Source organism: Inquilinus limosus MP06, assembly GCF_000767795.1.
Lineage (GTDB): Bacteria > Pseudomonadota > Alphaproteobacteria > DSM-16000 > Inquilinaceae > Inquilinus > Inquilinus limosus_E.
Window position 1 is genome coordinate 1 of sequence record NZ_JANX01000137.1, and the last position, 12,244, is coordinate 12,244.

General features: G+C 69.5%; 13 protein-coding genes. 7 read left to right on the top strand and 6 right to left on the bottom strand.

The features are described from left to right. From pheT to rpmI, 4 genes are all read right to left on the bottom strand, one after another. The coding region (gene pheT, locus P409_RS13125) for a phenylalanine--tRNA ligase subunit beta (RefSeq protein ID WP_034836887.1) at window positions 1-1,817 on the bottom strand (1,817 nt) is incomplete at its 3' end. A 27-nt stretch (window positions 1,818-1,844) separates the two neighbouring features. Further along, window positions 1,845-2,921, bottom strand: coding sequence for a phenylalanine--tRNA ligase subunit alpha (gene pheS, locus P409_RS13130; protein ID WP_034836889.1), 1,077 nt, complete (start codon window positions 2,919-2,921; stop codon window positions 1,845-1,847). 131 nt (window positions 2,922-3,052) lie between these two features. Then, complete coding sequence (gene rplT, locus P409_RS13135; RefSeq protein WP_034836891.1) at window positions 3,053-3,418, bottom strand: 50S ribosomal protein L20; 366 nt, start codon at window positions 3,416-3,418, stop codon at window positions 3,053-3,055. An 18-nt stretch (window positions 3,419-3,436) separates the two neighbouring features. After that, a complete protein-coding gene (gene rpmI, locus P409_RS13140) occupies window positions 3,437-3,637 on the bottom strand; it encodes a 50S ribosomal protein L35 (RefSeq protein ID WP_034836893.1) in 201 nt (66 codons plus the stop codon). A gap of 199 nt (window positions 3,638-3,836) precedes the next feature. Here rpmI and P409_RS13145 point away from each other — a divergent pair, with 199 nt between their 5' ends. From P409_RS13145 to pgmG, 7 genes are all read left to right on the top strand, one after another. Next, entirely contained in the window at window positions 3,837-5,027 is a 1,191-nt protein-coding gene (locus P409_RS13145) for an aspartate aminotransferase family protein (protein ID WP_034836896.1), read from the top strand. Further along, the gene (argF, locus tag P409_RS13150; RefSeq protein ID WP_034836899.1) at window positions 5,020-5,946 is read left to right on the top strand and encodes an ornithine carbamoyltransferase; all 927 of its coding nucleotides are present in this window, start codon (window positions 5,020-5,022) and stop codon (window positions 5,944-5,946) included. The genes P409_RS13145 and argF overlap by 8 nt, the downstream gene beginning before the upstream one ends. 2 nt (window positions 5,947-5,948) lie before the next feature. Then, window positions 5,949-6,845 (top strand): Hsp33 family molecular chaperone HslO, encoded by an 897-nt coding sequence (locus tag P409_RS13155; RefSeq protein ID WP_034836902.1) that lies wholly within the window; start codon window positions 5,949-5,951, stop codon window positions 6,843-6,845. 148 nt (window positions 6,846-6,993) lie between these two features. Further along, on the top strand, window positions 6,994-7,566 hold the full coding sequence (locus P409_RS13160) for a hypothetical protein (RefSeq protein WP_034836905.1): 573 nt from the start codon (window positions 6,994-6,996) through the stop codon (window positions 7,564-7,566). Between the two features lie 103 nt (window positions 7,567-7,669). Then, window positions 7,670-8,539 carry a UTP--glucose-1-phosphate uridylyltransferase gene (locus tag P409_RS13165; protein ID WP_034836908.1) on the top strand — a complete coding sequence of 290 codons (870 nt, stop codon included), beginning with the start codon at window positions 7,670-7,672 and terminating at the stop codon, window positions 8,537-8,539. A gap of 45 nt (window positions 8,540-8,584) precedes the next feature. Continuing rightward, window positions 8,585-9,907, top strand: coding sequence for a UDP-glucose dehydrogenase family protein (locus P409_RS13170; RefSeq protein ID WP_034836911.1), 1,323 nt, complete (start codon window positions 8,585-8,587; stop codon window positions 9,905-9,907). Window positions 9,908-9,942: 35 nt separating this feature from the next. Then, window positions 9,943-11,334 (top strand): phosphoglucomutase/phosphomannomutase PgmG, encoded by a 1,392-nt coding sequence (gene pgmG, locus P409_RS13175; RefSeq protein ID WP_034836913.1) that lies wholly within the window; start codon window positions 9,943-9,945, stop codon window positions 11,332-11,334. 136 nt (window positions 11,335-11,470) lie between these two features. Here the strand turns inward: pgmG and P409_RS13180 are convergent, their stop codons facing one another. Both P409_RS13180 and P409_RS13185 read right to left on the bottom strand, forming a co-directional pair. Then, window positions 11,471-11,731: a hypothetical protein gene (locus tag P409_RS13180; protein WP_034836916.1), complete on the bottom strand. Its 261-nt coding sequence runs from the start codon at window positions 11,729-11,731 to the stop codon at window positions 11,471-11,473. Between the two features lie 21 nt (window positions 11,732-11,752). Further along, window positions 11,753-12,244: GNAT family N-acetyltransferase (locus P409_RS13185; RefSeq protein WP_034836919.1), on the bottom strand; the 492-nt coding region annotated here is incomplete at its 5' end.

Consider the following 12,244-nt stretch of genomic DNA (forward strand, 5'->3'; position numbering starts at 1 on the left):
ACCCAGTGGCGCGGGCCGCTGCCCCCGGCGCGGACCACCGCGGCGACCATGGCCTGGCCGGTCTCGGTGGCGTCGCGATAGGCGGGGCCGATCTCGAACAGCGCCGCGTCCGGCAGGCCGCGCGCGGCGTTGCGGCCGGCGGCGCGGATCAGGTTCGGCAGCACCGAGGGCCGCATCGTGTCGAGGTCCGACGCGATCGGGTTCAGGAGCTTCAGCCCGGTGTTCTGGAAGCCGAACAGCGCGGCGTCGCGTCCGTCCATGAAGGACCAGGTCACCGCCTCGTCGAGGCCACGGGCGGCGAGGGTGCGGCGCACCAGCTCACGCGCCTTCTGCGACGGGCTCAGCGCCGGCTGGGTCAGCGAGGTCAGCTTCGGCAGCGGCACCGCCGGGATGGCGTCGTAGCCGTTGACCCGCAGCACCTCCTCCACCAGGTCGGCCTCGCCCTGCACGTCGCCGCGCCAGGACGGCACCGCCGCCTGGATCAGGCCGTCGGCGCCGTCGGTGACGCCGAAGCCGAGCCCCGAGAGGATCGCCACCTGCCGGTCGCGCGGCACGTCCAGGCCGCCCAGGCTCTCGACCCGCGCCGGACGCAGGGTCAGGGTCCGGCGCCAGTCCGGCTCCCGCCCCGCGACCACCAGCTGCGAGGCCTCGCCGCCGCACAGCTCCAGAATCATCCGGGTTGCCTGCTCCATCCCGGCGATCACCGCCGCCGGGTCGACGCCGCGCTCGAAGCGGTAGCGGGCATCGCTGTTGATGCCCAGCGCCCGGCCGGTCATCGCCGTGCGCACCGGGTCGAACAGCGCCGCCTCGAGGATCACCTCGGTGGTCTCGTCGGACACGCCGGTCGAGGCGCCGCCCATGATGCCGCCGAGGCTGAGCGGCCCGGTGTCGTCCTCGATCACCGTGGCGCCGGCGCCCAGCGTGTAGGTCTTGTCGTTCAGCGCCGCCAGAGCCTCGCCGCCCTTGGCCAGGCGCAGCTTCAGGCCGCCCTTGACCTTGGCCTGGTCGAAGACGTGCAGCGGCCGGTTGCGGTCGAAGGTGAAGAAGTTGGTGATATCGACCAGCACCGAGATCGGCCTGAGGCCGATCGCCTTCAGCCGCGCCTGCAGCCAGGCCGGGCTGGGACCGTTCTTCACTCCGCGGAACACCCGCGCCGCGAACATCGGGCAGGCCGCGGCGGCATCGGGCGGGAAGTCGAGATCGACCGTCAGGTCGGTCTTGAAGCTGCCCGCCACCGGGGTCTCATCGAGCGGCCTCAGCATGCCGAGGCCGGCGGCGGCGAGGTCGCGGGCGATGCCGCGGATGCCGGCACAATCCGCCCGGTCCGGGGTCAGCCCGATCTCGATCACCGGGTCGTCCAGGCCGCGCCAGGCGGCGAAGGAGGCGCCGAGCGGCGCGTCCTCCGGCAGGTCGATGATGCCGTCATGCTCGTCCGACAGGCCGAGCTCGCGCTCCGACACCAGCATGCCGTTCGAGGCCTCGCCGCGGATCGTCCCGGCCTTGAGGTCGACCTTGGTGCCGGGAATGTAGGAGCCGGCGGGCGCGAACACGCCCTTCATGCCGGTGCGGGCATTGGGCGCGCCGCACACCACCTGCACCTCGCCGCGGCCGGTGTCGACGATGCAGACCCGCAGCCGGTCGGCGTTGGGGTGCTGCACCGCCGACTTGACATAGGCGATGGTGAAGGGCGCCAGCTCGGCGGCCGGGTCCTCGACGCCGTCGACCTCGAGGCCGAGGCGGGTCAGCGTGTCGGTGATCTCGCCCAGCGATGCCGTGGTGTCGAGATGGTCCTTCAACCAGGACAGGGTGAATTTCATGATCTCGGCCTCGTGCGGCGGGCGGTCTTAGCGGGTCAGGCCGGTGGCCAGGCTGGGCACGTCGAGCGGCACGAAGCCATAGTGCTTCAGCCAGCGCAGATCGGCCTCGAAGAAGGTGCGCAGGTCGGGGATGCCGTATTTCAGCATCGCCGGGCGCTCGATCCCCATGCCGAAGGCGAAGCCCTGGTAGCGGGTGGAATCGATGCTGCAGGCCTCCAGCACCTTCGGATGGACCATGCCGCAGCCCAGGATTTCCAGCCAGTCGCCGTAATTGCCCAGCTTCAGTTCGCCGCCCTTGCGCGAGCAGCCGATATCGACCTCGGCCGACGGCTCGGTGAAGGGGAAGAAGCTGGGGCGGAAGCGCAGCGGCAGGTCCGGCAGATCGAAGAAGGCACGGCAGAACTCGATCAGGCAGCCGCGCAGATGGCCCATATGAATGGCCTCGTCGATCACCAGCCCCTCGATCTGATGGAACATCGGGGTGTGGGTCTGGTCGTAGTCCGAGCGGAAGGTCCGGCCTGGCGCCACGATGCGGATCGGCGGCTTCTGCGTCAGCATGGTGCGGATCTGCACCGGCGAGGTGTGGGTGCGCAGCACCGCCGCCTTCCCGTCCGGCCGGTCCGGCAGATAGAAGGTGTCGTGCATCTGCCGCGCCGGATGCTCCGGCGGGATGTTCAGCGCGGTGAAGTTGTGCCAGTCATCCTCGATATCCGGCCCTTCGGCGACGGTGAAGCCCATCTCGGCGAAGATCGCGACCATCTCGTCGCGGGTCTGGCTAATCGGGTGGATGCGGCCCGTCCGCTCCGGCCGCGGCGGCAGGGTGACATCGACCGTCTCCCGCGCCAGCCTGGCGTTCAGCGCCGCGCGCTCCAGCTCCGCCTTACGGGCGTCGAGCAGGGCGGTGATCTCGTCCTTGGCCACGTTCAGCGCGGCGCCGAAGGCCTTGCGCGCCTCGGGGTCGAGGTCGCGCAGTCCCGCCATCAGGCCGGTCAGGCTGCCCTTCTTGCCCAGCGCCGCGACCCGCACGGCGTCGAGCGCCGCCAGATCCCCGGCCTGGGCCAGCGCCGCGGCCACGTCGCGCTTCAGCGTCTCTACCTGTTCCATCGCCTGCATCCCCGATGGCTTTGGCCGCCGCTCACTGCATCAAGACAGCGGCCATGAAAAAAGGGGCCGAGCCCTCAGGCCCGACCCCCGCTTCCTTTCGCTCTATCCGATCCCGCCGGGGCGGGATGGGATCAAGCGGCGTTCTTGAGCGCGGCCTGGGCCTGATCGACCAAGGCCTTAAACGACTCCGCATCGCGCGTCGCGATGTCGGACATGACCTTGCGGTCGATGTCGATGCCGGCCAGCTTGATGCCGTGCATGAACTTCGAATAGGTCAGGCCGTGCTCGCGCACGCCGGCGTTGATGCGCTGGATCCACAGGCCGCGGAAATCGCGCTTCTTGTTGCGGCGGTCGCGATAGGCATAGCGCAGCGCCTTCTCGACCTTCTCGATCGCAATGCGATAGTTGGTCGAAGCGCGGCCCCGATAGCCCTTGGCGAGCTTGAGGATCTTCTTGTGGCGGGCGTGGCTAGTGACGCCGCGGGAAACTCGTGCCATTGCTCAGCGCTCCTCTGCTCAGCCGTTGACCAGGAGATAGCGCTTCACCTTCGTCGCGTCGGCGTCGCACATCACCTTGGTGCCCTGGTTCCGCTCCTTGGCCGCCTTGGTCTTGGTCAGCAGGCGGTGGCGGCGATAGGCAGAGTTGTAGCGGACCTTGCCGGAGGCGGTCAGCCGGAAGCGCTTCTTGGCGCTCGAATGGGTCTTCATCTTGGGCATTTTCGGTCCTTCCGAAGGAAGAATGTGAATGGGTGGTTGGGCATGCCCCGGGGATCGGACCCCGGCCTCGCCACCCGAACGGAGCGCGCGTTATAACGGCACGGGCGCGCGTTGACAAGCGCCGCATAAGCTGGGCTTAGTCGCCTCCTTCCCGCAACCACGAGACTCTGACCGAGACTCACTCTCAGCGAGCCTGTCCATGATTCCCGCTGTCATGCCGACCTATGCGCGTGCCGACCTCGCCTTCGAGCGGGGCGAAGGGGCGTATCTGTTCGGGACCGACGGGCGACGATACATGGACCTGATCGCGGGGATCGGCGTCTGCGCGCTCGGCCACAGCCATCCGCATCTGGTGAAGGCGCTGCAGGAGCAGGGCGCCAAGCTGTGGCACACCTCGAACCTGTACCGGATCCCGGAGGGCGAGCGCCTGGCCCAGCGGCTGGTCGACACCACCTTCGCCGACACGGTGTTCTTCACCAATTCCGGCGCCGAGGCCTGGGAGGGTGCCACCAAGCTGGTGCGCAAGTACCACTACACTCGCGGCAACCCGAAGCGCTGGCGGATCATCACCGTCACCAACAGCTTCCACGGCCGCACCCTGGCCGCGATCTCGGCCGCCAAGGGCGAGAAGCTGATCAAGGGCTTCGGCCCACTGGTCGACGGCTTCGACCAGGTCGCCTGGGGCAATCTGAACGAGCTGCGCGCGGCGATCACCGACGAGACCGCGGCGATCTGCATCGAGCCGATCGTCGGCGAGGGCGGCATCAAGGTCTCCAGCCCCGACTTTCTGCGCGAGCTGCGCCGGATCTGCGACGAGTTCGGCCTGCTGCTGTTCTTCGACGAGATCCAGTGCGGCTACGGCCGGACCGGCAGGTTCTTCGCCCATGAATGGGCCGGGATCACGCCGGACGTCATGTGCATCGCCAAGGGCATCGGCGGCGGCTTCCCGCTCGGCGCCTTCATGGCCACCGAGGAGGCGGCCTGCGGCATGACCCCGGGCACGCACGGCTCCACCTATGCCGGCAACCCGCTGGCGATGGCGGTCGGCAATGCGGTGCTGGACATCGTCCTGGCCGACGGCTTCTTCGAGCAGGTCGAGCGCACCGGCCGCCACTTCAAGGCCGAGCTGGAGGCGCTGGTGAAGCGCCACCCGGCGGTGCTGGAGGAGGTGCGCGGCCAGGGGCTGATGCTGGGGCTGAAATGCGTCCAGCCGGCCGACCAGATCGTGCCCGAGCTGCGCGCCGCCGGCCTCTTGACCGTGGGCGCGGGCGAGAACGTCGTCCGCATCCTGCCGCCGCTGACCATCGGCGCGGCGGAGATCGCCGAGGCCATCGCCATCTTCGACAAGGTTTTCACCGCCCGGGCGGCGAAGGCGGTGGCCCATGGCTGACGTCAAGCACTTCACCGACCTGCACCATTTGTCCAAGGCCGATCTGCGCCGGATCATCGACCGGTCGATCGCGCTGAAGCGCACCGACCCGCGCGGCGCGCAGTCGAAGCCGCTGGCCGGCCGCACCCTGGCGCTGATCTTCGAGAAGCCGTCGACCCGCACCCGCGTCTCCTTCGAGGTCGGGATGCGCCAGCTCGGCGGCGAGGTGGTGATGCTGACCGGCACCGAGATCCAGCTCGGCCGCGGCGAGACCATCGGCGACACCGCGCGGGTGCTGTCGCGCTATGTCGACGCCATCATGCTGCGCACCTCGGACGAGGACCGGCTGCGCGAGATGGCCGAGAACGCGACGGTGCCGGTGATCAACGGCCTGACCGACGAGACCCATCCGTGCCAGCTCATGGCCGATGTGATGACCTTCGAGGAGAAGCGCGGGCCGATCGCCGGGCGCGTCGCCGCCTGGTCGGGCGACGGCAACAACGTCGCCCGGTCCTGGATCCGCGCCGCCGGCATGTTCGACTTCGAGCTGCGCCTGGCCTGCCCGGACGAGCTGTCGCCGCCGGCCGACCTGATCCAGTGGGCGCATCGCGAGGGCGCCCGCGTCTCGGTCGGCACCGACCCGGAAACGACGGTGCGCGGCGCCGACCTGGTGGTCACCGACACCTGGGTGTCGATGGGCGACAAGGACGCGCCGTCGCGCCACAACCTGCTGCGGCCCTACCAGGTCGATGAGCGGCTGATGGCGCAGGCCAAGCCGGACGCCCTGTTCATGCACTGCCTGCCGGCCCATCGCGGCGAGGAGGTGACGGACGGAGTGATCGACGGGCCGCAATCCGTGGTCTGGGACGAGGCGGAGAACCGCCTGCACGCCCAGAAGGGCATCCTGCTGTGGTGCCTGGGGGCGCTGGGAGAGAAGTGACGATGGCGGCGGCGGTGCAGATGAAGGCGGACGATCTCGTCCTCCCCTTCCAGATCGAGGCGTCGGGACTGCGCGGCCGGCTGGTCCGGTTCGGCCCGTTGCTCGACGACATCCTGAGCCGCCACGCCTATCCGGAGCCGGTCGCCCATCTGCTGGCCGAGACGGTGGTGCTGACCGCCCTCCTGGCCAGCGCCCTGAAATACGAGGGCGTGTTCACCCTGCAGGCCAAGGGCGACGGGCCGGTGCGGCTGGTGGTGGCCGACGTCACCAGCGACGGCGCGGTCCGCGCCAACGCCATGTTCGACGAGAGCCGGCTGGCCGGCACCGCCACCACCGTGCCGGCGCTGCTGGGCAAGGGCCACTTGGCCTTCACCGTCGACCAGGGCAGCGACACCGAGCGCTACCAGGGCATCGTCGAGCTGTCGGGCGAGACGCTGTGGGAATGCGCCCAGCACTATTTCCGGCAGTCGGAGCAGTTGCAGGCCGGGCTGCGCTCCGCCGTCCGGCACGGCGAGTCCGGCTGGCGCGGCGGCGGCATCATGCTGCAGCGCCTGCCCGACCCCGAGAAACAGGTGCCGACCGACCGCGAGGACGACTGGCGCCGCGCCATGGTGCTGCTCGGCTCCGCCACCGATGACGAGCTGGTCCAGCCGGCCCTGTCCAGCGAGGCGCTGCTGTACCGCCTCTACAATGAAGACGGCGTCAGGGTCTTCCCGGCCCAGCCGATGCGCTTCTCCTGCCGCTGCTCGCGCGAGCGGGTGGCGTCGATGCTGAAGTCGATGCCGAGGGCGGAGATCGAGAGCCTGGCCGTCGACGGTCGGGTCGAGGTCGCCTGCGAGTTCTGCAACACCCGCTACGAGTTCGACCGGGACCAGCTGGCGGCGCTATACGCGGCCTGACAGGCCGCCCAACTTCGGCCATCTTGATCTCGATTTTTATTGTCATTGCCGGGCTTGACCCGGCAATCCAGGGGCCGCTGAGAGCGGCTCTTGAAAGCCCCTGGATCCTCGGATCAAGCCCGAGGATGACACTATAAGGAAGATGCCGATGCCCGTTCTGACCCGTCGCAGCCTGCTCGCCGGCGCCGGCCTCCTGCTGCTGGGCGCCTGCGGTGGGCCGGAGCTGGCGAATGTCGCGCCGGTGTCCTTCGCCGGCCGCCCGCCGATCCGGCTGAACGTCGCCCGCATCGACACCGTCGACCGGGCGGCACCTTCGGCGACGATGCTGGCCCAGAGCCCGGCGACGGCGATCCGCGGCTGGGGCGCGGCCCGGCTGCAGGCGGCCGGTCGCGCCGGCATCGGCCAGCTGATCATCCAGCAAGCCAGCCTGACGCAGGAGCGGCTGGCCACCCAGGGCGGGCTGACCTCGGTCTTCAACGACCAGCCGTCGCTGAAGCTGACGCTGCGGCTGGCCGCCCGGCTGGAGGTCGGCGCGGTCGGCAACATCACCGGCGGCTACGCCGATGTCAGCGTCGAGCGGTCGACCACCCTGACCGACGGCTCCAGCGCCGCCGACCAGAGCCGCGCCGAGGCCGGGCTGCTGCAGGACGGGATGGGCGAGTTCGACCGCCAGTTCGAGGCCAATATCCGCCAGTACCTGGCGCCGCTGGTGCTGCCCTAGGCGGCCGGAGCCCGGCCGCGATTTCCTTTTCGCCCCGCTCTGTGGCACAAGGCGGAGAGTGAAGCGTTCATAGCGGGCGTCCTGAGTTTCAGAGAAGGCATTCATGTCTGAACCCGTCAAGGTTGCCGTCTTCCCCGTCGCCGGCCTCGGCACGCGGTCGCTTCCCGCCACCAAGGCGGTGCCGAAGGAGATGCTCTGCGTCGTCGACAAGCCGGTGCTGCAGTACGCGGTCGAGGAGGCCAAGGCGGCCGGGATCGAGGAGTTCATCTTCGTCTCCAGCCGCGGCAAGACCGCGCTGGAGGACCATTTCGACCGGAACGACGAGCTGTACGCCACGCTGGAGGCGCGGAAGAAGGCCGAGCAGCTGAAGGCGGCGCAGGATGCCGAGCTGCCGCCAGGCCAGTTCAGCTTCGTCCGCCAGGCCCAGCCGCTGGGCCTGGGCCATGCCGTGTGGTGCGCCCGCCACCTGGTCGGCAACCGGCCCTTCGCGGTGCTGTTGCCCGACGAGATCTTCAAGTGCCGGACCCCGCTGCTGGCGCAGATGACCAAGGCCTATGCCGGCCGCGGCGGTAACATGATCGCGGTGCGCGAGGTGCCGAGGCAGCTGACCTCGCGCTACGGCATCCTGGCCGTCGGCCAGGACGACGGCACGGTGGCCGAGGTCACCGGCCTGGTCGAGAAGCCGAAGCCGGAGGAGGCCCCGTCCGACCTGTCGATCGTGGGCCGCTACATCCTGCAGCCGGAGGTGTTCGCGCATCTCGACCGGCAGGAACGCGGTGCAGGCGGCGAGATCCAGCTGACCGACGCGATGGCGCGGCTGATCGGCCACCAGCCCTTCCACGGCGTGCGCTTCGAGGGCGACCGCTTCGACTGCGGCGACAAGGTCGGCTTCATCGCCGCCAACCTGGCCTACGGGCTGGACCGGCCGGACCTGGCCGCCGCCCTGCGCGAGGCCATTGCCCCCTATCTGTGATGACCCGGCCGGGCTGACCGGCGGACACTTGGAGTACGCGCCCCCATGCGCATCGCGATGATCGGAAGTGGTTACGTCGGCCTCGTCTCCGGCGCCTGCTTCTCCGAGTTCGGCCACGACGTCATCTGCGTCGACAAGGATCCCGGGCGGATCGAGCAGCTCAAGCGCAACGAGATGCCGATCTACGAGCCGGGCCTCGACACGCTGGTGGCGAAGAACGCGGCCGCGGGGCGCCTGTCCTTCACCACCGATCTGCCGGCCGCGGTGGACGGCGCCGATGCGGTGTTCATCGCCGTCGGCACGCCCAGCCGTCGCGGCGACGGCCATGCCGACCTGACCTATGTCTTCGCCGCAGCGGAGGAGATCGCCCGGGCGCTGACCGGCTACGCCGTCGTCGTGACCAAGTCGACCGTGCCGGTCGGCACCGGCCGCAAGGTCGCCGAGGTGATCCGCAAGGCCCGGCCGGACGCCGATTTCGACATCGCGTCCAACCCGGAATTCCTGCGTGAAGGCTCCGCCATCGGCGACTTCATGCTGCCCGACCGGGTGGTCATCGGCACCGATGGCGAGCGCGCCAAGAAGGTGCTGTCGGACGTCTACCGGCCGCTGTACCTGATCGAGCGGCCGATCGTGACCACGGCGCTGGAGACGGCGGAGCTGATCAAATACGCCGCCAACAGCTTCCTGGCGATGAAGGTGACCTTCATCAACGAGGTCGCCAACCTGTGCGAGCAGGTCGGCGCCAATGTCCATGACGTCGCCCGGTCGATCGGCCTGGACAAGCGGATCGGGCCGAAATTCCTGCATCCCGGGCCGGGCTATGGCGGGTCCTGCTTCCCCAAGGACACGCTGGCCTTCGTCCAGACGGCGCGCGACGCCGGCGCCCGCCAGCGCCTGATCGAGACCGTGATCGAGGTCAACGAGGCGCGCAAGGAGGAGATGGCCGAGCGCGTGGTCGCGGCCTTCGGCGGCAGCGTCGCCGGCAAGACCATCGCCGTGCTGGGCCTGGCCTTCAAGCAGAACACCGACGACATGCGCGATTCGCCCAGCCTGACCGTGGTGCCGGCGCTGCAGAAGGCCGGCGCCCGGATCCGCGCCTACGACCCGGAGGCGATGAAGGAGGCGCGCAAGCTGCTGACCGACATCGACTACGCCACCAGCGCCTATGAGGCGCTGCGCGGCGCCGACGGCGCGGTGGTGCTGACCGAATGGAACGAGTTCCGTGCCCTCGACCCGGCGCGGATGATCAAGCTGATGGGCGGCCCGATCCTGGTCGACCTGCGCAACGTGTACAAGCCGGCGGACATGGAAGCGGCCGGCTTCCGCTACCACAGCATCGGCCGCCCGATTCCGGGCTCGGCCGGCTGACCCATCACGACCCCTTCAAGGACCGTACCCCGATCATGACCCACAGCTTCCACCCCACCGTGCTGCGCGAATACGACATCCGCGGCGTCATCGGGAAAACCCTGAACGCCGCGGACTACCGGGCGGTGGGCGCCGCCTTCGGCACCATCGTCAAGCGCAAGGGCGGCCGGCAGGTCGTGGTCGGCTATGACGGGCGCCTCAGCTCGGTGGAACTGGAGGCGGCGCTGGTCCAGGGCCTGGCCTCGACCGGGCTGGAGGTGGTGCGCGTCGGCCTCGGCCCCACGCCGATGCTGTATTTCGCGCAGAAGCACCTGGACGCCGATGCCGGGGTGATGGTCACCGGGTCGCACAACCCGCCGGACTATAACGGCATCAAGATGGTGCTGCGCTCCGGCCCGGTCTATGGCGACCAGATCCTGGAGATCGGCCGCCTCGCCACGGCCGGCGACCTGGAGACGGGGGCCGGCGCGGTGCGCGACCTCGACCTGCGCGACCTCTATGTCGAGCGGCTGCTGCGCGACTATGACGGCACCCGCGACCTGACCATGGTCTGGGACAACGGCAACGGCGCCGCCGGCGAGGTGCTGCGCCGCCTGACCGCGAAGCTGCCGGGCAAGCACATCCTGCTGTTCGATGACATCGACGGCCGCTTCCCCAACCACCATCCGGACCCGACCATCCCGGAGAACCTGGTGGCGCTGCAGGCGAAGGTGGCCGAGGTGAAGGCCGATCTGGGCATTGCCTTCGACGGCGACGCCGACCGGATCGGCGCGATCGACGGCCAGGGCCGGATCATCCCGGGCGACATGCTGGTCGCGGTCTACGCCATCGAAGTGCTGCCCCGGCACCCCGGCGGCACCGTGATCGCCGACGTCAAGACCAGCAAGACCGTGTTCGACGCGATCGCCAAGCTGGGCGGCACGCCGCTGATGTGGAAGACCGGCCATTCGCTGATCAAGGCGAAGATGGCCGAGGTGAAGTCGCCGCTGGCCGGCGAGATGTCGGGCCACATCTTCTTCGCCGACAAATGGTACGGCTTCGACGACGCGCTGTATTGCGGCGTGCGGCTGGTGGCTCAGGTCAGCCGCAGCGGCGGCACGCTGGCGGCGCTGCGCGACACCTTCCCCAGCACCGTCTCGACCCCCGAGGTGCGATTCCAGGTCGATGAGAGCCGGAAGTTCGCGGTGATCGACGAGGTGATGGCCCGGCTGCGCCAGGCCGGCGCCGATGTGAACGACATCGACGGCGCCCGGGTGACCACGCCGGACGGCTGGTGGCTGCTGCGCGCCTCGAACACCCAGGACGTGCTGGTGGCCCGGGCCGAGAGCGGCGACGAGGCCGGCCTGGCGCGGCTGAAGGCGCAGATCGTCGACCAGCTGAAGCTGAGCGGCCTGGCCGAGCCCAGCTTCACCGCCTCGGCGCATTGAGGGTTGTCGGATCCTTCCCTTGATCTGCCATTGCCGGGCTTGACCCGGCAATCCAGGGCCGCCCGGAGCGGCCGGCATCGGCAGCTGGATGCCCGGGTCAAGCCCGGGCATGACAGAAAGGGGGGTAGCAGCCCGGCTATGACTCCGCCGCGGGCCGCGGCACGCCCAAGATGTGGCGCCAGAGCGTCCCTCGGAGCCAGCGGTGGCAGATGACGAAATAGGCGATGATCAGCGCGAACATCACGAACGCCGGAAGCCCGTTCAGCTGAAAGCCGTTGCCGGTCAGCCCGCCCGTCAGCCACCCGATCAGGAAGCCAAATCCGAAAAACACCGTAAAGACATCAAGGATATACGCGATCACGACCCGCCATGTGGGCGGCTTCCGCTCTTCGCTCATACCGTTCCCCCTCGGCTACCCCTACCCCATCCCCCGCAGCCTTGCCATCGCCAGGGCGTCGACATAGGCCCCGTCGCGATAGGCGTAGGCACGCAGCACGCCTTCCTCGACGAAGCCGAACTTGCGGTACAGGGCCTGGGCCGGCGCGTTGTCGGTCCAGACCGTCAGCTCCAGCCGCTTCAGGTCCAGCCAGTTGTCGGCGGTGTCGATCAGGGCGGCCATCAGCGCCGTGCCGACGCCGCGGCCAGCGAAATCGTCATGCACGCCCATGCCGATATCGGCCGCGTGCGCCCGGCGGCCCTTGCCCGGCCTGAGCACGGCATCGCCAATGATCCGGTCCTCGGCCTCGGCGACGATGTGCACGTCGTCGGGCGACCGCGTCTCCAGCCACTTCCGCACCACGTCGATCGACGGGTAGCGCGGCCGCAGCGTGCCCCAGCGGAAGCGCGGCTGGCCGTGGAGCTCGGCCAGCCCGGCCGCATCCTCGACCCGGCTCGCGCGCAGGATGAGGGC